Origin of the sequence: Pseudomonas sp. 2822-17 (genome assembly GCF_002742485.1) — a bacterium.
In the GTDB taxonomy this organism is placed as follows: Bacteria; Pseudomonadota; Gammaproteobacteria; order Pseudomonadales; family Pseudomonadaceae; genus Aquipseudomonas; species Aquipseudomonas cyclaminis.
Map to the genome: position 1 here is coordinate 1 of NZ_LJRZ01000559.1, position 23,130 is coordinate 23,130.

The following is a 23,130-nucleotide window of genomic DNA, read 5'->3' on the forward strand; positions in this document are numbered from 1 at the left end:
GTGATCTCGGCATGCGTGCTGGGCGGGGTGTCGTTGAGCGGCGGGATCGGCATGATCCGGCATGTGATTGCGGGGGTGCTGATTTTGGCGATCATCGAAAACGCGATGAACCTGAAGAACATCGACACGTTTTACCAGTACGTAATTCGCGGCTCGATCCTGCTGCTGGCCGTCGTCATCGACCGCATGAAACAACGCTGATCCCTCGCCATGTGAGGGCTAATGTGGGAGGGGGCTTGCCCCCGATAGCGGTGGGTCAGTTGATAAATCAGTGACTGATCCACCGCTATCGGGGGCAAGCCCCCTCCCACAGTTTTAATCGGCGGTGAATTTAAAAACGGTGTTTTGGGTATAGGTTTGTCCTGGATTCAGGCGAGTTGAAGCAAACTTCGGCTGGTTAGGCGCATCCGGATAATGCTGCGTCTCCAAGGTAAACCCGCTCCAGTGCAGGTAAGTCTTGCCGCCTTTACCCTTTACCGAGCCATCCAGGAAGTTGCTGGTATAGAACTGCACCCCCGGCTCGCTGGTGTACAGCTGCAAACGCCGGCCCGACTCAGGGTCATGCACCTCGGCGGCAAGCTTTTTGACGTCGCCCTGGGTATCGAGCGCCCAGTTGAAGTCAAACCCGCCTTGCTTGGGCTCGGCAAACTTGAGCTGCGGATGATCGGCTTTGATGTGCTGGCCGATCGGCGTCGGTTTCAGGAAGTCCATCGGGGTGCCTTTGACCGGTGCCAGCTCGCCCGTCGGGATCAACGTTGCATTCACCGGGGTGTAATGGCTGGCATGCAAGGTAGCGACTTGCTTGAGGATGTCGCCGTTGCCCGCGCCGGCCAGGTTGAAGTAACTGTGGTTGGTCAGGTTGAGCACCGTGGGTTTGTCGGTGGTGGCGGTGTAGTCGATGTGCAGTTCGTTGTTGTCGTTGAGGCGGTAGGTGACTTCGGTCTTCAGGTTGCCGGGGAAACCCATTTCACCGTCCTTGGACAGGTAGCTCAGCTTCACGCCGACCGAGCCCTTGTCCTTGACCGACTCGGCCTTCCACACCTGCTTGTCAAAACCCTGGGCGCCGCCGTGCAGCGAGTTGGGGCCATCGTTGAGCGGTACCTGGTAGCGCTTGCCGTCGAGTTCAAAGGCGCCGCCCGCCAGGCGGTTGCCGAAGCGCCCGATGGTCGCGCCAAAAAACGCCGTGCCGGCCTGGTAGCCCTGCACGTCGTCGAAGCCGAGCACCACGTCGTCGACCTTGCCGTTTTTATCCGGCACTTTGAGCGACTGCAACACGCCGCCGTAGGTGATGACCGTGGCTTGCATGCCATGGCTGTTGCGCAGGATGTACTGTTCGACGGGTGTACCGTCGTTGGTCTTGCCGAAGGCTTTGTGCTCGCTGGACAGCCCTGCCGCCTGGGCGCCGCCACTGGCAACCAGCAGGGACATGGCGAGGCCCGAGAGCAGGTATCGAGGGTGCTTCATGGTCGAACTTCCTTTTGTTGTTTTGAGTGGAATAGTTCTACTAATAGCGATATTTTGTCGGTGTGACAGCGAATTTATAGCCTTTAACGCCGATTTCGTAAAATAAAATAAGACTAATTGATCGAGGCAACCGTTATATGAGTACTGCACAGGCTGTTTATCCCGACCTTAAAGGCAAAACCGTGCTGGTGTCTGGCGGTGCCTCGGGCATCGGCGAGTTCATGGTGCGGGCCTTTGCCGCGCAGGGTGCCAAGGTCGGCTTTGTGGACCGTGCACAAAGCCAGGGCGAACGCCTGGCGGCGTTGCTGAGTTCAGCGGGGCATACCGTGGAGTTCGTGTGCTGCGACATCACCGATGAGATTGCCTACAAGGCCGCCATCGAGCGTTTCGAGCATTCATTGGGGCCGATCACCGTGCTGGTGAACAACGCCGCCAATGACGTGCGCCACACCCTGGAAGAAGTGGACTCGGACACCTTCGACAAGCTGATCTCGGTCAACCTCAAGCACGCCTTCTTTGCGGCCAAGGCGGTGGTGCCGATGATGAAAGCGGCCGGTGGCGGCGCGATCATCAACCTGGGTTCGGTCGGCTGGATGATGGCCTCCGCCGGCTACCCGGTATACGCCGCCAGCAAGGCGGCCGCCCACGGCATGACCCGAGGCTTGGCGCGCGAGCTGGGGCCTCACCGCATTCGCGTCAACACGCTGGTGCCGGGGTGGGTCATGACCGAGAAGCAATTGGCGATGTGGGTGGACGACGCGGCCAAGGAACTGATCGCCCGCAGCCAGTGCCTGCCCGGCAGCGTGATGCCGGAACACATCGCCAACATGGCGTTGTTCCTCGCCTCGGATGCCTCGGCGATGTGCTCGGCACAAAACTTTATTGTGGATGGCGGTTGGGTCTGAGCCTGACTCAGTCCTTCATGCAACCCGGGCCAGTGTGGGAGGAGGCTTGCCCCCTCCCATATGTGAACTGCGGTGCTTAGGCGATGGGGTAACGCTTGAACGCCGGATGCTGCTCCAGACGCTCGGCATGCCGTCGCAGGTTCGGGAACGCATCGGCCTTGACCACCGACGCCACGGTGAACTGGCTGAACGACCACGCGACTGCCGCCGTAATCGACGCCTGGGTCAGCAATTGGCTGTCACCCAGCTGCTTGTCCAGCAACCCATAGGCCGCGAGCAACTGGTCGGTTACGCGCTCAAGCCACGGCGCGTGCTGTTTCTCCGCCGGGCGCAGGTTGTGCTCATAGACGATCTGCACGCTCTTCTCACAGGCTGCCAGCGCCAGCCCTAGAACGTGCAAGTCCTTGGCAAGTGCCACCGGTTGCTGGGGCAGCAGTTTGCTGTCCGCCGGGGCCAGGGCTTCGAGGTACTCCAGGATCAGGCTCGAATCCATCAACACCGTGCCATCGTCCAGCACCAGGGTCGGGGCCTTGACCACCGGGTTGATCTCGGCAAATTCCGCGTAGGTGCTGAACACCGACAATGGCTCGTGCACAAACTCAATCCCATACAACTCCAGGGAAATGGCTACGCGCCTTACGTAAGGCGAATCCAGCATGCCGACCAGTTTCATGAAGCCTCCATTGCTATCAGGGTGACGAGCTCAAGAGATTAAGGGCACTCGGCCGCCCGGCGCAACGAGGATGTCTTCAAGCCCTGCGCTCATACCGCACTCCTGAAACCCTGGCGGCTGGCGCCCGGCGGTTGCCCGGTAATGCGTTTGTAGGCGCGACTGAAGGCCGCCTGGGAGGTATAGCCGAGGCGGTGCGCCACTTCTTCGATGGGCAGTCGCTCCAGGGTCAGCCACTGGCTGGCGAGGCGCATGCGCAGTTCGGTCACGTAACGCAACGGCGGAACCCCCAGGGTCGCCTGGAAACGATCCGCGAACACCGAGCGTGAGGTATGACAGTGCGCCGCCAGCTCGGCCACGCTCCAGTCGCGCCCCGGCTGCTGGTGCAGGGCGAGCAGGGCACCGGCCAGGCGGGTGTCGCGCAAGGCGGCCGCGAGACCCGACGCATTGGCGCAGGCGCACTCGACCCAGCCCCGTACGATCATCGCCGCCACCACATCGGCCAGGCGCGCAAGGATGCCGGCGTAACCGACGCGGGCGCTGGAGACTTCGCGTTCCATCACCGCCAGGATCGGCATCAGGCCAGGGTAACGCTGGCCTGCGGCATCGATCAGCATCAAGGCCGGCATCAAGTTGCCGAGGCCCTGGATGCTGTCGAGTTCGAACTCCATGCAGGCACTGAACAGCAGGGTGCTGGAGGCAGCGTCGGGCGACGCATTCACCGCGCACACGGTATCGCCCAGCGGTGCGGCGTCGAAGCTGGCGATGTCCTGCACGGGGTCATCCGGTTTGGATAACAGCGCGTGGGCGCCACCGTGGGCGATAAACACCGCATTGCCGGCCGACAACTCAAAGAGGCTGCCGTCGTGCAGGCGCAGGGTCGCGCAGCCGGCGGCCAGAAAATGGAAATACGCATGGCCCGGCTTGGCCGCAAAGCTGATGCCGAACACCGGCCCGGCCTGGATGCGCCGGTACTGCACGCCGCGCAGGCGCATGCTGCGCAGCAGTTCGTTGATCAGCTCGGAGGACAGGGTGAACGCATTGTCGGCTGGCATATTCGGGGTTTCAGTCAAGAACTCAAGGGTTTGAATCATAGATCATCCTGAAGGCGGAACCTAGACTGACCGTCACGTTAATGCCTGAGGATGTCTTGTGATGAATGATTGTGTGTCCCATGCCCCTGTTGATGACAGGGTCGAACCGACCACACCCGCGTGGATGGCGGTGTTTTCCCTGGCGATGGGCGTGTTCGGCCTGCTCACGGCGGAGTACCTGCCGGCCAGCCTGCTGACGCCGATGGCCTTGGACCTGGGTGTGTCGCAAGCGTCGGCCGGGCAGGCGGTCACGGTCACGGCGGTGGTGGCGTTGTTCGCCGGTTTGCTGGTGCCTGGCCTGACGCGCGGCATCGACCGGCGCCTGGTGCTGTTGGGGTTCTCCACGCTGATGATTGCCTCCAACCTGCTGGTGGCGTTCTCGTCCAGCCTCCTGGTGCTGTTGTTGATGCGCATCCTGCTGGGCATTGCCCTCGGCGGTTTCTGGAGCATGGCGGCGGCCGTGGCGATGCGCCTGGTACCGGCGGCGTTGCTGCCCCGTGCGCTGTCGATCATCTTCAGCGGCATTGCGGTGGGTACCGTCGTCGCGGTGCCGTTGGGCAGCTACCTGGGTGACCTGTACGGCTGGCGCAGTGCATTTGTGGCTGCGGCCGCCGTCGGCGTGGTGACCCTGGCGTTCCAGCTGTTCACCCTGCCGCGCCTGGCACCCAGCGGCACCGCACGTCTGCGCACCGTGCTGGATGTACTGCTGCGCCCCGGCATTGCCATCGGTATGTTCGGCTGCGTGTTGGTGCACACCGGGCACTTCGCGCTGTTTACCTACATTCGCCCGTTTCTGGAAAGCACCACCGGGGTCGGCACCCAAGGGCTGGCGTTGATGCTGCTGGGGTTTGGCGCGGCGAATTTTGTCGGCACACTGTTGGCCGGATGGTTGCTGGTGCGCAACCCCCGGGGAACCCTGGTGTTGATGCCGGTCCTGGTGGGCGTCGCTGCGTTGGCCCTGGTGATGCTGCCCGCGTCACTGCCGGGTCAGGCGTTGCTCCTGGCGCTGTGGGGCATGGCCTTCGGTGGTGTGCCGGTGGCGTGGTCCAACTGGGTAGCCCGTGCGGTGCCGGATCAGGCCGAAAGTGCCGGTGGCATGGTGGTCGCTTCGGTGCAATCGGCAATCGCGGCGGGTGCGGCGGGCGGTGGCGCGATGTTCAGTGCCACCGGCATTGATGGGGTGTTTATAGGGGCGGGTTGCTTGATGCTGTTGGCGGCATTGTTGATCGCCCTGCGAGTGCAGGTGCCCCGGCACGCTGCGGCGGGGAGTGTGACTCACCACCCGTCTTTGGTTTAGTCTGAAACGCTTCGTTGATCGCAAACGCTTCTGGAGTCGTAAGCATGACCGAGTATGTACCCCCGAAAGTCTGGACCTGGGACACCGAAAGCGGCGGCACCTTCGCCAGCATCAACCGGCCCATCGCCGGTGCTACCCACGACAAACAATTGCCCATCGGCAAGCACCCGCTGCAGTTGTATTCCCTGGCCACGCCCAACGGGCAGAAGGTCACGATCCTGCTCGAAGAGCTGCTGGCCCTGGGGCACCGCGGTGCGGAATACGACGCCTGGCTGATCAAGATCGGCGACGGCGACCAGTTCGGCAGCGGCTTTGTCGGGGTCAACCCGAACTCCAAGATTCCGGCCTTGATGGATCACAGCGGCGCCACGCCGATTCGTGTATTCGAGTCTGGCGCGATCCTGCAGTACCTGGCCGAGAAATTCGGCGCGTTCTTCCCCACCGAACCGGCGGCCCGTGCGGAGTGTTTGTCGTGGCTGTTCTGGCAGATGGGCAGCGCGCCTTATCTGGGCGGTGGCTTCGGGCATTTCTATGCGTATGCGCCGAGCAAGATGGAATACCCGATCAACCGCTTCGCCATGGAGGCCAAGCGTCAGTTGGACGTGCTGGATAAACGCCTGGCGGTCAGCGAGTACATTGCCGGAGACGAATACACCATTGCCGACATCGCGATCTGGCCCTGGTATGGCGGGTTGGTCAAAGGCCGTTTGTATGGCGCGGCGCAATTTCTGTCGGTACACGAATACACGCATGTGCAGCGCTGGGCGGACGCGATTGATGCGCGGCCGGCGGTGCAGCGGGGGCGGCGGGTGAACCGGGTGTCGGGCGAAGAGCAGTTGCCCGAACGCCATGACGCAAGCGACCTCGACTGATTGAGGTCCCAGTGTGGGAGGGGGCAAGCCCCTCCCACATTTGGATCTCCTTGTCTTTGATTTATTTATAGCGCTGTTCGAACACCGCCACCTGCTCAGGCTTGATCAGTTCAAACGGCACCCACACCTCCGACTCGATCGGCTCGCCCTTGATCATCTTGATCGCCGACTCCACCGCCTTGGTCGCCTGGGCCTTGGGGTCCTGGAACACCGACGCCGCCAGCATCCCGCGCTTGACCGCCGCCAGACCGTCCGGCAAACCGTCGATACCGACAATCGCCACTTCGCCCTTGGCCTTGCCCGATTGCTGCAACGCCATGGCCGCGCCAATCGCCATTTCATCGTTGTTGGCGACGATGGCATCGAACTGGGTGCCCGCCAGCAACCAGTTGCTGGTCAGGTCCATGCCTTTGCTACGTTGCCATTCCGCGCTTTGTTGCTCCACCACCTTGATCCCCGGAAAGTCCTTGAGCACCTGCTTGGCGCCCTCGGTGCGGTCGTGGGTGGCATTCTGCGCAAGGTCGCCCATGATGATCGCCACATTGCCCTTGCCACCGAGTTTTTCCGCCAGGAAGCGCATCTGCAATTGCCCGGCCTCAATGTCGTTGGAGGCGACGGTAACCACGCCCTTGGGCAGGGTGCGTTCATCCGGGTGGCGGTTGACGTACACCAACGGCGTCTTGGCGGCCACGGCGGCGCGGGTCATGTTGGCGGTGGCGGAGGTGTCCACCGGCAGTACGATCACCGCGTCGACCTTCTGGTTAAGGAAGCCTTCGACCTGGTTGAGCTGGCGCACCACGTCGCCCTGGGCGTCTTCGAACTGGATCTGCACGCCGTGCTGCTTGGCGGCGCTGTCCAGGCCGTTGCGCACGTAGGTCATGAAGTTATCGTCGACCCTGGCAATGCTCACGCCGATTCGGTAATCGGCGAAGGACCATGGGCTGAACAGCAGTAACAGCGTGGCAACGATCAATGAATAGCGATGCATGAGGGTGTTCCTTTTATTGTTATAGGGTGAACGCTTGACGGAAACGCTCCAGGGCCAGCTCGCTGTCGCCGCTGGCCCAGCCTTCCAGGCCAACCACGCCGCTGTAGCCGATGCCATGCAAGGCCCTGGCAATGGCCGGGTAGTGGATTTCGCCGGTGCCGGGCTCTTTGCGTCCGGGCACGTCGGCCACCTGGATCTCACCGATGGCGGGGCCTGCGCGCTGGATCAGTTCGATCAGGTTTCCTTCGCCGATCTGTGCGTGGTACAGGTCCAGGTTCATCTTCACGTGGGGGCTGCCTACGGCTTCGATCAGCGCCAATGTGTCCTCGGCGCGGGCGAACGGAACGCCGGGGTGATCGACTTCGGTGTTGAGGTTTTCCAGCAGGAACACACGGCCCGCGTCTTCACCCAGGCGGGCGATTTTTTCCAGGGTTTTGCAGGCGCTCAGCCACATGCGCCCGGTGGTCTGGCTCACGGGCTGCACCGGCAGGCCGCCTTCACCCAGGCCAGTACCGTGCAGGTTGAGGCTGGGGCAATTCAGGCGTTCGGCGATGCCTAAAGATTCCCGGGCGCTGTCGAGCAATTGGCGGATGCCATCGGGATCGGTGAGGGTGCCGCTGATGTAGCCGGTCATCGAGGTGAAATCGGCGCCCGTGGCGACCAGCGCGTCGATGTCCTTGTGGGTCCAATCCCAGATTTCGGCGCTGAAGCCCAGGGCGTGAATGCGTTTGACGCGCTCGACGAAGGGCAGGTCGAGAAACACCATCTCGGCACTGATCGCCAGCTTGAACGGGATCATACGGCCACCGCCTTGCCCTGTTCGAACGAGGTGATGCAGGCGCGCGCAATCGCCAGGGCCGCCCGCGCGTCTTCGCCGCTGGCCAGGGGCTTGGCGCCGGTGCGCAGGCAGTCGACAAAGTGGTTGAGCTCGGCGACGTAGGCGTCGCGCAGCAGGTCGGTGTCCAGGCGCTGGGTGTCGGCCTGGATACCTTGGGCCAGGTAGCGCGTCAGGTCGGATTCCTGTACGCCACCCATGGTCAGCATGCCGGCGCTGCCGAAGACTTCGCCGCGCACATCGTAGCCATACACGGCCTGGAAGTTGGCCTCGGCGGTGGCAATCGCACCGTTATCGAAGCGGATCGTGACCACGGCGGTGTCGAGGAAGCCTTTGCTTTTGAATTGCGGGGCGATCAGCGCGTCGGCCATTACGTGGACTTCTACGGCTTCGGCACCGGGGTTGAGGTAGCGCAGGGTGTCGAAGTCGTGAATCAGGGTTTCGAGGAAGATCACCCATTGCGGCGAGTTGGCCGGGTTGTTCAGCGCCGGGTCGCGGGTCAGCGAGCGCAGCAGCTGTGGGGTGCCGATACGGCCGGCCAGCACGTCAAGGTGCGCGGTGCGAAAGCTCTTGGCGAAGCGCCGGTTGAAGCCGACCTGCAACGGCACGCGGGCATCGGCGGCGGCAGCGATGGCGCGGTCGGCCTCATCCAAGGTGATGGCCATGGGTTTTTCGCAGAAGATCCCTTTGCCGGCGCGGGCGGCGCTGATCACCAGTTCGGCATGGCTGCGGGCAGGAGCGGCGATCAGTACGCCGTCGATATCCGGGTCGTCGAGCAACTGTTGTGGGTCGGTGTAGACCTTGTCCACGCCCAACTCTGCTGCCAGGCGAGCGGCTTGACCTGGGGTCGGATCGGCGATGGCGGCCAGGCTGGCGCCGGGGATATGCCGCGCAGCAGTCAAGCCGTGGAAGCTGCCCATGCGACCAGCACCGATCAAGCCCAGGCGGATGTTCTGTGTACTCATGTGGTGACCCCTTCTTATTGTTGGCCTCAGGACGGTCCTGATGGGCAAAGGGGTAGGAGCAAAGCCTGTGCCAATTCGTAAGTTGCTGATAGTTATAGGTTTATGGAAATTCAATAAACAAAATGTGTTCATTTGGATGACATGTCTATACTGACATGTCAAAAATATGAACATGGATAACCGTGATGAGCATGGCCTTCAGCGTACAAGACCTCGACTACCTGACAGCCCTCGGGCCTGCTGCGCTGAATGACGGCCCAATCAATGCCTTGGAGCAAGCGTGGCAGGGTTGCCAGGAACGTTTGGTCGAACGCCCGGCCGATGTGCGCCAGGTGATCTGGGATTCATGGCGGCGCAGCGTCGAGGCGGGTATCGATCCTGCCGACAGCCAATACCGTTTTGTCGACCCTCACATCCTGGCTGCCACCCTGGCCAGCCACCGCGTGCTGATCGCGGCCGCAGCCCAAGTCATGCATGGCCTGCTGGCCTATAACCCTCGCGGGCATATCAACCTTACCGATGCCGACGGCACCACCCTGTATTTCTGCGGGCTGGACATCACCCCCGTGGGCAGCCGCCTGTCGGAGTCGGTACAAGGCACCAACTGCACCGGTTTGGCCCTGGCCGAAGACCGCCTGGTGTATGTGCTGGCCGAGGAAAATTTCGCCGTTGGCCTGCGCCAGCGCCGCATGCACTGCGCCGCCGCGCCAATCAAGAATGCCCAGGGCCAGACCTTGGCCATGCTCACCCTCACCGCCGAGCCCGGTTGGTTCCACTTCCACACCTTGGGCACCGTGCAAGCTGCCGCCGAAGCCGTATCACGCCAGATGGCCCTGCAAGCGCTGCTTGAAGAACAGCAAACCGTGCTCGAAGTGCTTAACGAAGGCCTGGTGGTACTGGACGAGCGCGGCTGCATCAAGGCGCTCAACCGCTATGCCCGGCAGCTGTTCCAGGTCGGGCCGGAGTTGGTGGGCAGCCCCTTCCAGCGCCTGGGCCGCAGCGAATTGAGCGATGCGCTGGGCGAGCCGGTGCGTGACCTCGATTGCACCTTCCACCTGCACGACCGCAGCCAACTCGCCTGCCTGGTCTCAGTGTGCCCGCTGGAACAGGGTGGGGTGATCGTGTCGCTGCGCGAGAACCGGCGCATCCGCGAAATCACCCGGCGCCTTGTCGGCACCCAGGCGCGGTATACCTTCGAGACCCTGCAGGGCACCTCGCGGGCGATCCAGGACGCGCTGCACCTGGCGCGCATCGCCAGTCGCAGTGACGCCACCACCCTGATCCTGGGTGAAAGCGGCACCGGCAAGGAGTTGTTCGCCCAGGCGATCCATAACGCCAGCGAGCGCTGCAACGGCCCGTTCGTGGCGGTCAACTGCGGCGCGATTCCACGGGACCTGGTGCAGAGTGAACTGTTCGGCCATGTCGAAGGCGCGTTCACCGGCTCGGCGCGGGGCGGCTCGGCGGGCAAGTTCGAACTGGCGGATGGCGGCACCATTTTCCTGGATGAGATCGGTGACATGTCCTTCGACGCCCAGGTCAGCCTGCTGCGGGTGTTGCAGGAGGGTGAAGTTGCGCGGGTCGGCGCAAAAAGCGCACGCCAGGTGGACGTACGCATCATCGCCGCCACCCACCGCAACCTCAGCCAGGCCGTGGCCGAAGGCGCGTTCCGCGAAGACCTCTACTACCGCCTCAACGTGCTGAACCTGACCGTGCCGCCGTTGCGCATGCGCCGTGAAGACATCCCGCTGCTGGCGCGGCACTTCCTCACGCGTTGCGCGCGCTCGTTGCGAAAATCGGTGCAGGGTTTTTCGCCGGAGGCCTTGGCCTTGCTCTCGGCCCACGGCTGGCCGGGCAATGTGCGGGAGCTGGAAAACGCCATCGAACGGGCGACCAACCTGGCGACGGGGGAACTCATCCAATCGGCCGACTTACCCCTGGAAACCAGGCCGCGAGCCACGCTGCGCCATTCCGAGCCCCAGCCCGCCCAAGACCTGAGCAGCCACGAGATGCACGCCATCATCGCCGCGCTCAAAAGCACCCGCGGCAACATCCGCCTGGCCGCCCAACAACTGAACGTATCGCGGGGTGGGCTGTACAACAAAATGAGCCGATTCGGGCTGAATGCCGGGGATTTTCGCGGCGCGTAAATTCAAAATATGGCCACAGAAGCCCCTCACCACAGAAACCAGGTCACCACAACAGCGCATGACCGCGCTTCAGTCACACATATTTTCGGACGTCACAATCTGCGGCGCGATATGCACCCGATGCCGCATCGCATCAAACCCTTCGGCACTCTGCAACTCCACCAACAGCCCCACCAGCGCCACCGCCGTCTGCCGTGGCTGTGAGTCCATCACCACATCAATCAAGCCCTGGCTCAACGCCTGGCGAGACAGCTCGGTGGACTCCTGCAGGATGCAACACAACGCCGGGCGCTTGGGCAGCTGCGCCAGGGCGCTGATGATGCCGTCGCCGCCGCCGCCCACCACGCACAGGCCGCGCAGGTCGCTGTGGCGGGTGAGCAGGTCGAGGGTGGCTTCTTCGGTGATGTCGCAGTTGTCCAGGTTGATCAGCGGCTCCAGCGGCTTGAGCCCCGGCGCGTGTTCGGCCAAATAGCTGTGCAGGCCTTCGACCCGTGCCTGATGCCCCAGGAACCGGTGGCCGCCCAATAGAATCCCGACGCTGCCTTTGCGCGCGCCACAGGTGCGGGCGAGCAGCCAGCCCATGGTGCGCCCGACCACATGGTTGTCCTGGCCGACATACGGTTCCAGGGCCTGTTCATGGATATCCGAGAGCAGGGCGACCACCGGCACGCCGGCCTCGCGGATCTGCGCCAGGCAGGCATTGATCAGCGGGTGGGCAAAGCTGACCACCGCCAGGGCATCACACTGCACGGCCAGTTGCTCGATCTGCGCGACGATGGCGCTGGGCGTGCGGTCGTTGATGTATTCGAACTGACAGGTCAGGTTGGCCGTGGCGTGATGCTGCGCGGCGTCGCTGATCGACTGCGCCAGGTGCGCATAGAACGCCTGGGCGGTGCCCAGCAGCAGAATGCCGAAGCGATAGGTGGGCCGGCGTTCGCGGATGCGCTGGCCAATCAGCCGTGCCGCAAAATAGCCCACGGCTTCGGCGGCCTGGAATACTTGCTCGGCCGTTTCCGGATTCACCGGAGCACGCGCATTCAGCACCCGATCAACAGTGGCCACACTCAGGCCCGCATGGGCGGCGACGGTGGCAATGGTTGGGCGTTTATTGTTGTTCATGACAGCCCTCTTGAACGTCTTGATAGAAAACTATCAAGCCCCGCTGGGCCTGGATGATAGCTTGATAGGGAATGGATTCAAGGCCTTGAGGGTGATTTAGCCGCACTCTATCGTTGGTTTCGCAAAGCACCAGAAACCACCCGCTTGCGGAGAACAATAACAATGCCTGAACACACCGCTCACACCGCCCGGCGCGACTACAGCCTGACCGGCCCGGAAGCCGCCCGCGCGGCGGAAAAAGGCCTGGTCTCGGCCAGTTGGTACCAATCGCCGATTTCCCGTAAACGCATGAAAGAACTGATGCAGCGCCGCGACGGCCCGGCCTTGCGCGACACCGCCATCTGGGTGAGCGCGCTGTTCGCCACCGGTTTCGGCGGCTACTGTTTCTGGGGCTCCTGGGCCTGCGTGCCGTTCTTCCTCGCCTATGGCGTGCTCTACGGCACGGCGTCCAACCCGCGCTGGCACGAAACCGGCCACGGCACCGCGTTCAAGACCCGTTGGATGAACAACGTGCTGTACCAGGTCGCCAGCTTCATGTGCATCTTCGAGCCCCATGTCTGGCGCTGGAGCCATGCCCGGCACCACACCGATACCATCGTGGTTGGCCGCGACCCGGAAATCGTCGAACCGCGTCCGCCGAGCTTCTTGATGATGTTCCTGAGCCTGTTCAACCTGCCTTTGGCGTGGAAAACCTTCAGCGGCGTGGCGCGTCATGCGGTGGGCCAGATGAGTGCCCAGGAAGCGGACTTTATCCCCGAATCCGAGTGGCCCAAGGTGTTCCGCGCTGCGCGGATCTGGGTTGGCATTTATGCGCTGGTCATCGGCACTGCGCTGTACCTGCACAGCTGGTTGCCGCTGATGCTGGTGGGGTTGCCGAGCATCTACGGCGCCTGGCTCGGCTACCTGTTCGGCCTTACCCAGCATGTGGGCCTGGCCGAAGACGTGCTCGACCACCGCAGCAACTGCCGCACCATCTACATGAACCGCGTGCTGCGCTTTATCTACATGGACATGAACTACCACCTCGAACACCACATGTACCCGATGGTGCCGTACCACGCCCTCGCGCAGTTGCACGAAGAGATCCGCAACGACTGCCCGCCGCCGTATGCGAATATTTTCGAGGCCTACCGGGAAATCCTGCCGACCGTCTGGAAGCAGCGCAGCGATCCGACGTATTTCATCCAGCGGCCGATTCGCCCGAGCGTGGAGCCGGCTGCCAATGCCCCGATGAGTGCCGAAGCCGCAGTCAGCTGAACCCCATCTATAACAAGAGAAACCGCCATGAACGATCAATGGATCGACGTCTGCGCCGTGGGCGAGATAGACGAAGAAGACGTGCTGCGCTTCGACCACGGGCCCCACACCTATGCGGTGTATCGCTCGGCCGATAATGAGTTTTTCGCCACCGCCGGCCTGTGCACCCACGAGAAAATCCACCTCGCCGATGGCCTGGTGATGGACCACGTCATCGAGTGCCCCAAGCACAACGGGCGGTTTGATTACCGCACCGGCAAGGCCATGGGCGCGCCGGTGTGCGTCAACCTCAAGACCTACCCGGTGCGGGTCGAAGCGGGGCGGGTACTGCTCGCTGTCACGGTGTGATGATGAACGCACCCCTGATCATCGTCGGCGCCGGCCATGCCGGTGGCCGTGCGGCGCTGACCCTGCGCGAAGAAGGTTATACCGGGCGCCTGGTCCTGATCGGCGATGAGCCGCACCTGCCCTACGAGCGACCGCCGCTGTCCAAAGGCCTCTTGCAGGGCACGGCGGACCTGGCGGCGTGCAGCCTGTGCGACAGCTCGCGCCTGGCCGAACTGGGCATCGAGCATATCGCCGCCAACCCGGTGACGCAGTTGGAGCCGCAGCACCATCGCCTGCAACTCGCCGACGGCCAGTGGCTGGCCTATGCCGGTTTGCTGCTGGCCACCGGCGGGCGAGCGCGACGTTTGCCCCAGGCGCAGGCCAATGTGCTTTACCTGCGCACCCACGACGAGGCCCTGGCCCTGCGCAGTGCCTTGCGTCCGGGTACACGGCTGGTGATTGTCGGCGGCGGGTTCATCGGCCTGGAAGTGGCCGCCACTGCCCGGGGTCTGGGGTGTGAGGTCACGGTGCTGGAAGCCGGGCCGCGCCTGGCGGGGCGGGGGCTGCCGCCGGTAATCAGCCAGGCGCTGCTGGATCTGCACCGCCAGCAAGGCGTGGACGTGCGCTTGAACGTGGCACTGGAATCCATCCATGACGACGCCGTGCAACTGGTCGACGGGCAGTTGCTGCCCTGCGATCTGGTGGTGGTCGGCATCGGCATGCAACCCAATCTGGAACTGGCCGCCAATGCGGGGCTGGAGGTAGGGCAGGGCATCCGCGTCGATGCACACCTGCGCACCAGCGCACCGGACATCTATGCGGCCGGCGATGTCTGTGAGTTTCGCCTCGATGGCCTGTACCAACGCCAGGAAACCTGGCGCAACGCCGAGGCCCAGGGTCGGCATGTGGCGCTGAATATGCTGGGGCGTGAAGTGCCTTTCGAAGCGATTCCCGGTTTCTGGTCTGATCAATACGACTGGGGCTTACAGACAGTGGGCGCGATGACCCCGCACCTGATCAGTCGTGCCTTGCCGGCCGGCGGCCTGCTGCTGTTCTACCTCAATGCCGACGGGCATTTGCAAGGCGCCTGCGGCTGGGCGCCCGGCAACCGCGTGGCCAAGGACATCAAGCTGTGCGAACGCCTGATCACGGCGCGCGCGGTGCTCAACCCGTCCAGCCTGGCAGACCCCGAGCTGTCCCTCAAACACTTGCTGCGGAGCTGATATGCGCCAATTCCTGGTATTCCAATCCCTGTGGGCCATGCAGACCGAGCCCGGCCCGCTCGAAGCGCAGCTGGATCGAATCGCCGCAGCCGGCTTCGACGGCATCACCGACCATTACTGGAAACCCGCTGATGTGACACGCCTGCACGCCGCCGCGACGGCGCGGGGCTTGCAGATCGAAGGCCAGCTGTTTCCGCAATCGGTGGATGACCTCGCCGCCGCGCTGGATGTAATCAGCCGCTACGGCTGCCACCACCTCACCCTGCAAGCCGACGTGCGCCCGCGCACCCAGGCCGACGCGGCGCGGCTGGTCGAAGGTTGGCAGCGCCTGGCCGAGCAGGTGGATTTTCCGGTGCTGCTGGAAACCCACCGGTATCGCCTGACCAACGACCTGCTGTTCACCCTCGACCTGCTGGCGCAAATGCCCGACTTGAAGTTGCTGGCCGACCTGTCCCACTACGTGGTGGGGCGCGAGTTGCCCGAGCCGGGCGCGGTGGAAGACGACGAACAGATCCGCACGATCCTGCGCCACAGCTGGGGGTTTCATGGCCGCGTGGCCAGCAGCGAGCAGGTGCAGGTCTCAATGGCGTTCCCCCAGCATCAGGCCTGGGTCGAGCGGTTTATTGGCTGGTGGCGCTACGGCATCGAAGACTGGTTGGCGCGCCCCGACACAGGGCAGAGCCTGTCGTTCACCTGCGAACTGGGCCCGCCGCCGTATGCGATCACCGGTGCCGATGGGCGTGAAATCAGCGATCGCTGGGCTGAGGCGTTGAAGATGCAGGGGTTGATTCGCCAGGTTTGGAGCGACTGCCAAACCCTGGTCTGAAGGCGGCCTTACGAGAGTGGGCATATTCTGTATGGTGACCTGGCTTTTGTGGTGAGCATGCTTTTGTGGTGAGCGGGCCTCTATGGTGAGCAGGCTTCTGTGGTGAGCGGGCTTGCCCCGCGCTGGGCTGCGAAGCAGCCCCATTAAGAACGCCGCGTTTTTTCAGGTAAATCCCAGTGTCAGGTTTTGGGGCCGCTTCGCAGCCCAGCGCGGGGCAAGCCCGCTCACCACAGAAGCCAGGCCACTACAGAAGCCATGCCACCACAGAGGCCCGCTCACCCCAAAAGAGCACGCTACCTTACCCGGCCAACATCCCGGTGCTCACCGCCACAATCAGGAACACCCCCAACAACGCCCGGTAGATCACGAACGGCCAGGTGGAGAACCGCTCCAGAAACTTCATCAGGCCCCAGATCGCAAAAAACGCCGAGACGCTGGCCACCACCAGGCCAAACAACAGGTGCGGCCAGGCATGGGCTGGCAGATCGGCGTGCAGCAACACCCACAGTTCTTTCAAGCCGGCGAGGGCGATAGCGGGCAGGCCCAGCAGGAAAGAAAACCGTGCGGCTTCTTCACGCTTGAAGTTGAGGAACAACGCGGCGGTAAGCGTCGAACCCGAACGCGACACCCCTGGAATCAACGCGCCAATCTGCGCCACACCCACGATCAGCGCATCGCGCAGGCGCATCTGGCTCACGTCGCGGGTGTGCCGTGCACGCAGCTCGGCTGCCGCGAGCAACACCGCCATCACCAGGCAGGAAATACCAATCACCATCAAACCACGCATGGGCGAGTTGCAGCTGTTGAGGGTCGACGACAGTGCCAGGCCAGCGATACAGATCGGAATCGTCGCCAGTACAATCGCTACCGCGAGCTTGAACCACCGGTCGTTGTAGTCGCCACGGCGCACGGCACCAATGCTGCCTGTCGTCACCTGCTGCACATCGCGCCAGAAATAACTGACCACCGCCGCCAGTGCCGCCAACTGCATGGCCGCCGAAAACGCCGAACCGGGATCCTGCCAGCCGAGCAGGGCGGGCACCACGCGCATGTGAGCGGTGGACGACACCGGCAACAATTCGGTAATGCCCTGGATGACACCGAGGATGAAGATCTGCAGGTAATCCAGGGACGCAAAGCCCACATCCAGGCCGGCGGAACAGACGTTCGTCAAAATACGTGTCCTTGAGAAAAGGGAGATATCTGCGAAGTTTATTCGAAATGTTTCAGCGCTTCGGCAGGGCCGACGGCTATTTGCAATCGGTTCAGCAATTAGAAAGGTTCGCGACGCTATTGGACTGTTCCGAGGTTTTGTGAACAATGGCGCCCTGCGTTTTTTGACCGAGAGCCCCATGCCCGAAACCACCGTGGAACTGATCCAGACCGGCCCCGAAGAAGCCGAGTTGATCCGCAACCTCTACCAGTATTACGCCTATGAGTCGTCGGATTGGGAGCAGGAAGATGTCGAGGCCGACGGCCGCTTCTACATCCATGACGAGCACCTGAACCGCTACTGGCAAGACCCGCGCTGGAGCGCCAACCTGCTGCTGGTCGATGGCTATATCGCCGGGTTCCTGTTGATCGAGGACAGTGAGGTATCAGGCATCGACGCCCTGGAACTGGCCGACCTGTTCATCCTCAAGCGCTACCGCCGCAAAGGCATCGGCCGCGCCATTGCCACCCAGGTGCTGTGCAGCGGCGAGGCCAATTGGCTGGTGCGCTTTTATGACCAGGATGAAGTGTCCCAGGCGTTCTGGCGCACGGTGCTGGACAACCTGCCGCGCCCGGTGCAGACCCTCGAACTGGACGACGAGCCGCAGTTGGTGAGCTACTTGATCACGCGAGCGGCGCTGCATTAAACGCCTGCTGCATCGCTTGGGGTGGCTGCCCGAATGCCCGTAGAAACGCCTGGCGCATGCGCTCGCGATCACCGAAGCCGGTTTCGCGGGCCACCACTTCCACCGGGTGACGGCTGGTTTCCATCATTGCCCGCGCAGCTTCCACGCGCAGGGCTTCGATGGCCTTGGCCGGGGTTTGCCCGGTTTCTTCGCGGAACACCCGGCTGAACTGGCGCGGGCTCAAACGGGCGACGTCGGCCAGGGCTTCGACGGACAGGTCATGGGTGAGGTTCTCGCGGGCGTAGGCCAGGGCCAGTTGCACGCGGTCGGACTTGGGGTCCAGCTCCAGCAGGGCCGACAATTGCGACTGCTCGCTGCCCCGGCGCTGGGCGATCACCAGTTTGCGTGCAATGCGCCGGGCAAGGTCGCTGCCCAAATCGTTCTCCACCATCGCCAGCGCCATGTCCACACCGGCGCTCATGCCGGCGCCGGTCCATACCTGGCCGTCCACCACAAACAGTTTGTCTTCTTCCAGTTGGATAGCCGGGTAGCGCTTGCGAAACGCCGGGGCGTGAATCCAGTGGGTGGTGGTGCGCTTGCCTTCCAGCAATCCGGCGTCGGCCAGCACAAAGATGCCCATGCACAACGAGGCCACGCGGCGTGATTGCGCCGAGGCTGCCTTGACCAAGTCCAGCAGGTTGGCCTCCGGCAGGCGGAACTCCAAATAACCGCTGACGATCAGCGTGTCATAGCCCTCGGGCCGAATCGGCGAGGTGTTCACCGAAAAACCCTGGGAGGTCATCACCGCGCCGCCGCTTTCAGAGACCAGGTGAAACTCATAGGCCGGCTCCCCGCGCAGCAGGTTCGCGCACTCGAACACCGAGCCCAGGCTGAGGCTCAGGGATTGAAAGTTCGGGTAAACCATCAGCGCAACGCTGTGCATCGTCATTCTCCAAGGGGCGCGGGAGGGTGGATTGTCGGCGCGTGCCGGGCAAACGGCAACCCGCGTCGGCTCATGTCCGGAATCCTTGCGTATCTGACATTGTGAGGGTGCGGCGTGGCCCCTAACATTCCCTCAACGAACTAGACGACTGGTCTAATCGGACGGGATCAAGCATGAACAGCGAAACCAAAAATGCACGACAGACCATTCTGGACACGGCGCAAGTGATTGTCGGCCGCAAGGGATTTTCTGCGGTGGGACTGAATGAAATCCTTCAAGCCGCCGACGTGCCCAAGGGGTCGTTCTATCACTACTTCACCTCCAAGGACGGCTTCGGTGTGGTGTTGCTCGACACCTACTTCGACCACTACGTACACGGCATGCAGCAACTGTTCGACCAACCCGGTTTAACCCAGCACGCCAAGTTGATGCGCTATTGGGACGCCTGGATCGACAATCAGACCGGCTGCACCGAGGCGGGCAAATGCCTTGCCGTCAAACTGGGTGCCGAGGTGTCTGACCTTTCAGAGCCGATGCGTCTGGCCCTGCAACGCGGCACTTCGCGCACCATTGCATTACTCGCCGTGGCGCTGCAGCGCGGCATTGAAGACGGCTCATTGCGGCTTCAGCACCGCCCGCAGGACTTGGCCCAGCAGCTGTACGCGCTGTGGCTGGGGAGCAGCGTCATGAGCAAGATCACCCTGACATCCGCGCCGTTTGATGAGGCGTTGTTGCTGACCCGACAGCTGTTGGGTCGCCCTGAACACACTGATATTCACTGATCGAGGCACTGGAAAATGAAAAAAGTATTAATGGTACTGACCTCTCACGACCAGCTTGGCGATACCGGGCGCAAGACCGGCTTCTGGCTCGAAGAGTTTGCCGCGCCGTATTACGCATTCAAGGACGCCGGCGCCGACGTGGTGCTGGCCTCCCCAGCCGGTGGCCAGCCGCCGTTGGACCCGGTCAGCGACAAGCCGGATGCGCAAACCGAGCAGACCCGCCGCTTCGCCGCCGACCCGGTCGCGCAGCAGGCATTGGCCAACACCGTCAAGCTGGACACAGTCAACGTGGATGCCTTTGACACGGTGTTCTACCCAGGCGGTCACGGCCCGTTGTGGGACCTGGCGGAGTCGCCGGTGTCCATCGCACTGATCGAAGCGTTTGAGCGTGCCGGCAAGCCCATCGGTTTTGTCTGCCACGCGCCGGGCGCGCTGCGTCACGTCAAGGCGGTCAATGGTGAGCCGTTGATCAAGGGTCGTCGCGTGACTGGCTTCTCCAACTCTGAAGAAAAAGCCGTAGGCCTGACCAGCGTGGTGCCGTTCCTGATTGAAGATGAATTCAAGAAGCTGGGCGGCAAGTACGAGAAGGGCGCCGACTGGGCATCCTTCGTGCTCGTCGATGGCCTGCTGGTCACCGGGCAGAACCCCGGCAGCTCCAGCGATGTGGCCAAGGCCCTGCTGAAACTCACCGCTTAACTTAATCAACCACTCGATTCGTTGGCGACTCAATAGAGTCGCCAATGCTTTCGTGCGCCCCGAATTTGGAAAAAACCATGACTGACACCGTTTTAAGTACCCCGGTAAAACTGGGCCATCACACGCTGACCAATCGCGTCGTGCTGCCCCCGCTGACCCGCCAGCGCAGCGCCCAGCCCGGCGATATCGCCACCGACCTGATGGCCGAGTATTACCGCCAGCGTGCCAGCGCCGGGTTCATGGTCAGCGAAGGCACGCAGATCGAACCCCGTGGCCAGGGTTATGCGTGGACACCGGGCATCTACACCCCGGCGCAGATCGACGGCTGGCGCAAAGTCACCGACGCGGTGCATGCCGACGGCGGGGTGATCTTCGCCCAACTGTGGCATGTGGGGCGCGTCTCCCATAACGCCTTGCAGCCAGGCGGTGCAGCACCGGTGGCGCCTTCTGCGCTGGCGGCCTTGCAAGCCAAAGCCTTCATCGCCACCGGCCCTGGCGCCGGCGAACTGGTGCAACCCCCGGTGCCGCGCGCGTTGAGCACCGCTGAGGTCAAGCAACTGGTGGGGCATTACGCCCAGGCGGCGCGCAACGCCGTGGATGCCGGGTTCGACGGGGTGGAAATCCATTCGGCCAATGGTTACCTGGTCAATCAGTTCATCTCGGCCCATTCCAACACCCGCGATGATGAATACGGCGGCTCGCTGGAAAACCGCCTGCGTTTTCTGCGTGAGATTGTCGAAGCGGTCAGCGCCGTCGTCGGCCCGGAACGCCTTGGCGTGCGGTTCTCGCCGTTGTTCAGCGGCACTGACGAAGACCGTGTGTACATCGGCCTGGTGGAAGAAGATCCGCACCACACCTATATCGAAGCGATCAAGGTGTTGGAGGCGTCGGGCATTGCCTATGTCTCCATCGCCGAGGCCGACTGGGACAACGCGCCGATCCTGCCTGACAGCTTCCGTGAAGCCGTGCGCAGCACCTTCAGCGGTCGCATCATCTATGCCGGTCGCTACACCGCTGAACGCGGCGCGAAACTGGTCGAAGCCGGGCTGGCGGATTTGATCGCATTCGGGCGGCCGTTCATTGCCAACCCGGACCTGCCGCAGCGGATTTTTAATGGCTGGCCATTGAATCCGCTGCGCGAGGCAGGGATGTATGGTGGCGGTGAGGAGGGGTATATCGACTATCCCACGTACCTCGGGTAGTCATGCAATCAATGTGGGAGGGGCTTGCCCCCTCCCACATTTGATGTCTAGTGCCTGCTGGTTACGCGACCCGCAACACAATCTTCCCAATATGATCCCCACCTTCCATCCGTGCATGGGCCTTGGCGGCGTCGGTGTAGTCAAACACCTGGTCGATGATCGGCAAGCAGCGCCCGGCCTCCAGCACCGGCCAGATGTACTCGCGCAGCTGTTCGGCAATCGCGGCTTTTTCTTCCTTGGTGCGTGCGCGCAGCAGCGAGCCGGTGATCACCGCGCGTTTGCCGAGGATGGTCAGCAGGTCGACGTCATTGGCCTTGGCGCCGCCGAGAAAGCCGAGCATCACCAGGTGCCCGTCCATGGCCAGGGCCTTGAGGTTGTTGTTGAGGTACGAGCCACCCATGATGTCGAGGATCACGTCCACGCCCTGGCCGTCGGTCTGTTGGTCGATGACCTCGGCAAATGCCTGCTCGCGGTAATTGATCGGCTTGGCGCCCAGCTTCGCGATAGCCGCGCACTTGTCGGCGCTGCCGGCGGTGGCGAAGGCCTGGATGCCGAACTCTCGGCACAGCATCAGTGCGGTGGTGCCGATGCCGCTGGTGCCGCCATGGATCAGCACCCGTTGGCCGGTATGCGCATCGCCGAGGCCGAACAGGTTGGCCCACACTGTGAAGAAGGTCTCCGGCACGGCGGCGGCTTGAATCCAGTCCATGCCTTCGGGGATCGGTAAGGCCTGGCCGGTGGGCACCGTGCAAAACTGTGCGTAACCGCCGCCATTGGTCAGGGCGCATACCTTGTCGCCGAGGCCGAACTCGGTCACGCCGTCGCCCAGCGCCACCACTTCACCGGCCACTTCCAGACCTGGAATCGGGCTCATGCCGGGTTTCATCGGGTACTTGCCTGCGCGTTGCAGGGCGTCGGGGCGATTGACCCCGGCGGCGTGCACGCGGATCAGGATCTCGCCGGGACCGGCCACAGGTGTTGGCGCCTGGCGCGGTTGCAGCACCTCCGGGCCACCGGGGCTGGTGATTTCGATCAGGGTCATGTCGTTAGGGAGTGTCATTTGAAATTACCTGCAGCGATGAGCGTATGGAGTGGGACCGCATCGGGCGGCCGGCGGTTCAGCCAAAGCATGCCCAGTTCCAGTGCCAGGGCGACCACTATCGCCCCGGCGGCGATCATGAACAACAGCACAGGCTTGCAATCTTGCGCGCTGCTCAGTGGACACAATCCACCGTTCAACCAACAGGGAGCACCTATGAGCGAATCAAGACATCAGGATCTGGGGCTGTTGTTTCTACGGGCGAGCGGGGCGCTGTTCCTGCTATGGGTGCATGGTGTGCCCAAGGTGCTCAACTACAACGAACAACTGCAACTGATCGAAGACCCGTTTCACCTCGGCGCCCACGTCACGCTGCTGCTGGCGATCTTTGCCGAAGTGCTGTGCCCGGTGCTGATCGTTGCCGGCGTGTGGGTGCGCCTGGCGTGCCTGCCGATCCTGGCGGTGCTGTTGATCGCCATGGTGGTGGTGCATCCGCAGTGGACGGTGTTTGAAGGGCAGTTCGGCTGGCTGCTGTTGATCATCTTCACCAGCGTGCTGATTGCCGGGCCGGGGCGCTTTGTGCTCGGCCAGCGTTTTGCCTGAATAAAAAAAGGCCGGGTAAACCCGGCCGAATAAGGAGA

The 23,130-nt window shown here is 62.9% G+C and carries 22 protein-coding genes and 2 pseudogenes; 14 read left to right on the top strand and 10 right to left on the bottom strand.

Annotation, left to right across the window (positions count from 1 at the left end; translation table 11 throughout):
- A pseudogene (locus AOA60_RS23195) lies at window positions 1-201 on the top strand (L-arabinose ABC transporter permease AraH); the annotation flags it as partial.
- 114 nt (window positions 202-315) lie between these two features.
- Here the strand turns inward: AOA60_RS23195 and AOA60_RS23200 are convergent.
- On the bottom strand, window positions 316-1,464 hold the full coding sequence (locus AOA60_RS23200) for an aldose epimerase family protein (protein ID WP_099586402.1): 1,149 nt from the start codon (window positions 1,462-1,464) through the stop codon (window positions 316-318).
- A 137-nt stretch (window positions 1,465-1,601) separates the two neighbouring features.
- On the opposite strand from AOA60_RS23200, the gene AOA60_RS23205 reads away from it, so the two are divergent.
- Entirely contained in the window at window positions 1,602-2,369 is a 768-nt protein-coding gene (locus AOA60_RS23205; protein WP_099586403.1) for an SDR family NAD(P)-dependent oxidoreductase, read from the top strand.
- A 76-nt stretch (window positions 2,370-2,445) separates the two neighbouring features.
- Here AOA60_RS23205 and AOA60_RS23210 read toward each other — a convergent pair whose 3' ends face one another.
- Both AOA60_RS23210 and AOA60_RS23215 read right to left on the bottom strand, forming a co-directional pair.
- A complete protein-coding gene (locus tag AOA60_RS23210) occupies window positions 2,446-3,042 on the bottom strand; it encodes a glutathione S-transferase family protein (protein WP_099586404.1) in 597 nt (198 codons plus the stop codon).
- An 89-nt stretch (window positions 3,043-3,131) separates the two neighbouring features.
- Window positions 3,132-4,094 carry an AraC family transcriptional regulator gene (locus AOA60_RS23215; RefSeq protein ID WP_099586435.1) on the bottom strand — a complete coding sequence of 321 codons (963 nt, stop codon included), beginning with the start codon at window positions 4,092-4,094 and terminating at the stop codon, window positions 3,132-3,134.
- Window positions 4,095-4,194: 100 nt separating this feature from the next.
- Between AOA60_RS23215 and AOA60_RS23220 the strand changes: the two genes are divergently transcribed.
- Entirely contained in the window at window positions 4,195-5,430 is a 1,236-nt protein-coding gene (locus AOA60_RS23220; RefSeq protein WP_099586405.1) for an MFS transporter, read from the top strand.
- 44 nt (window positions 5,431-5,474) lie between these two features.
- The gene (gene yghU / locus AOA60_RS23225) at window positions 5,475-6,302 is read left to right on the top strand and encodes a glutathione-dependent disulfide-bond oxidoreductase (protein WP_099586406.1); all 828 of its coding nucleotides are present in this window, start codon (window positions 5,475-5,477) and stop codon (window positions 6,300-6,302) included.
- Window positions 6,303-6,363: 61 nt separating this feature from the next.
- Here the strand turns inward: yghU and AOA60_RS23230 are convergent, their stop codons facing one another.
- The 3 genes from AOA60_RS23230 to AOA60_RS23240 are packed head-to-tail and all read right to left on the bottom strand — an operon-like array spanning window position 6,364 to window position 9,090.
- Complete coding sequence (locus tag AOA60_RS23230; RefSeq protein ID WP_099586407.1) at window positions 6,364-7,290, bottom strand: sugar ABC transporter substrate-binding protein; 927 nt, start codon at window positions 7,288-7,290, stop codon at window positions 6,364-6,366.
- Between the two features lie 19 nt (window positions 7,291-7,309).
- Complete coding sequence (locus AOA60_RS23235; protein ID WP_099586408.1) at window positions 7,310-8,089, bottom strand: TIM barrel protein; 780 nt, start codon at window positions 8,087-8,089, stop codon at window positions 7,310-7,312.
- Window positions 8,086-9,090 carry a Gfo/Idh/MocA family oxidoreductase gene (locus AOA60_RS23240; protein WP_099586409.1) on the bottom strand — a complete coding sequence of 335 codons (1,005 nt, stop codon included), beginning with the start codon at window positions 9,088-9,090 and terminating at the stop codon, window positions 8,086-8,088. Before AOA60_RS23240 ends, AOA60_RS23235 begins: the two co-directional genes overlap by 4 nt.
- A 185-nt stretch (window positions 9,091-9,275) precedes the next feature.
- On the opposite strand from AOA60_RS23240, the gene AOA60_RS23245 reads away from it, so the two are divergent.
- Window positions 9,276-11,237, top strand: a complete 1,962-nt coding sequence (locus AOA60_RS23245) for a sigma-54-dependent Fis family transcriptional regulator (protein ID WP_099586410.1) — start codon at window positions 9,276-9,278, stop codon at window positions 11,235-11,237.
- Window positions 11,238-11,306: 69 nt separating this feature from the next.
- Here AOA60_RS23245 and AOA60_RS23250 read toward each other — a convergent pair whose 3' ends face one another.
- Window positions 11,307-12,356, bottom strand: coding sequence for a LacI family DNA-binding transcriptional regulator (locus AOA60_RS23250; RefSeq protein ID WP_099586411.1), 1,050 nt, complete (start codon window positions 12,354-12,356; stop codon window positions 11,307-11,309).
- Window positions 12,357-12,518: 162 nt separating this feature from the next.
- On the opposite strand from AOA60_RS23250, the gene AOA60_RS23255 reads away from it, so the two are divergent.
- Genes AOA60_RS23255 through AOA60_RS23270 form a run of 4 tightly spaced genes read left to right on the top strand, consistent with a single transcriptional unit; the run spans window position 12,519 to window position 15,989 of the window.
- Window positions 12,519-13,613, top strand: a complete 1,095-nt coding sequence (locus AOA60_RS23255) for a fatty acid desaturase family protein (protein WP_099586412.1) — start codon at window positions 12,519-12,521, stop codon at window positions 13,611-13,613.
- Between the two features lie 27 nt (window positions 13,614-13,640).
- Window positions 13,641-13,961, top strand: coding sequence for a MocE family 2Fe-2S type ferredoxin (locus AOA60_RS23260; RefSeq protein ID WP_099586413.1), 321 nt, complete (start codon window positions 13,641-13,643; stop codon window positions 13,959-13,961).
- A gap of 2 nt (window positions 13,962-13,963) precedes the next feature.
- A complete protein-coding gene (locus AOA60_RS23265) occupies window positions 13,964-15,163 on the top strand; it encodes an NAD(P)/FAD-dependent oxidoreductase (protein ID WP_099586414.1) in 1,200 nt (399 codons plus the stop codon).
- 1 nt (window position 15,164) lies between these two features.
- Complete coding sequence (locus AOA60_RS23270; protein WP_099586415.1) at window positions 15,165-15,989, top strand: sugar phosphate isomerase/epimerase; 825 nt, start codon at window positions 15,165-15,167, stop codon at window positions 15,987-15,989.
- 298 nt (window positions 15,990-16,287) lie between these two features.
- On the opposite strand, the gene AOA60_RS23275 is transcribed toward AOA60_RS23270, so the two are convergent.
- Entirely contained in the window at window positions 16,288-17,163 is an 876-nt protein-coding gene (locus AOA60_RS23275; RefSeq protein ID WP_099586416.1) for an undecaprenyl-diphosphate phosphatase, read from the bottom strand.
- Between the two features lie 178 nt (window positions 17,164-17,341).
- Here AOA60_RS23275 and AOA60_RS23280 point away from each other — a divergent pair, with 178 nt between their 5' ends.
- Window positions 17,342-17,848, top strand: coding sequence for a GNAT family N-acetyltransferase (locus AOA60_RS23280; protein ID WP_099586436.1), 507 nt, complete (start codon window positions 17,342-17,344; stop codon window positions 17,846-17,848).
- On the opposite strand, the gene AOA60_RS23285 is transcribed toward AOA60_RS23280, so the two are convergent.
- Window positions 17,826-18,770 (bottom strand): GlxA family transcriptional regulator, encoded by a 945-nt coding sequence (locus AOA60_RS23285; RefSeq protein WP_099586417.1) that lies wholly within the window; start codon window positions 18,768-18,770, stop codon window positions 17,826-17,828. The two genes, AOA60_RS23280 and AOA60_RS23285, sit on opposite strands and share 23 nt — an antisense overlap.
- A 173-nt stretch (window positions 18,771-18,943) precedes the next feature.
- On the opposite strand from AOA60_RS23285, the pseudogene AOA60_RS23290 reads away from it, so the two are divergent.
- The 3 genes and pseudogenes from AOA60_RS23290 (at window position 18,944) to AOA60_RS23300 (ending at window position 21,450) form a co-directional block, all read left to right on the top strand.
- Window positions 18,944-19,571 (top strand): annotated as a pseudogene (locus AOA60_RS23290) (TetR/AcrR family transcriptional regulator).
- A complete protein-coding gene (locus tag AOA60_RS23295; RefSeq protein ID WP_256592869.1) occupies window positions 19,568-20,248 on the top strand; it encodes a type 1 glutamine amidotransferase domain-containing protein in 681 nt (226 codons plus the stop codon). The pseudogene AOA60_RS23290 and the gene AOA60_RS23295 overlap by 4 nt, the downstream one beginning before the upstream one ends.
- 77 nt (window positions 20,249-20,325) lie before the next feature.
- Window positions 20,326-21,450, top strand: coding sequence for an alkene reductase (locus tag AOA60_RS23300; RefSeq protein WP_099586437.1), 1,125 nt, complete (start codon window positions 20,326-20,328; stop codon window positions 21,448-21,450).
- A gap of 61 nt (window positions 21,451-21,511) precedes the next feature.
- On the opposite strand, the gene AOA60_RS23305 is transcribed toward AOA60_RS23300, so the two are convergent.
- Window positions 21,512-22,510: an NAD(P)H-quinone oxidoreductase gene (locus AOA60_RS23305; RefSeq protein WP_099586420.1), complete on the bottom strand. Its 999-nt coding sequence runs from the start codon at window positions 22,508-22,510 to the stop codon at window positions 21,512-21,514.
- Window positions 22,511-22,705: 195 nt separating this feature from the next.
- Between AOA60_RS23305 and AOA60_RS23315 the strand changes: the two genes are divergently transcribed.
- Window positions 22,706-23,092 carry a DoxX family protein gene (locus tag AOA60_RS23315; RefSeq protein WP_099586421.1) on the top strand — a complete coding sequence of 129 codons (387 nt, stop codon included), beginning with the start codon at window positions 22,706-22,708 and terminating at the stop codon, window positions 23,090-23,092.
- Window positions 23,093-23,130 lie beyond the last annotated feature (38 nt).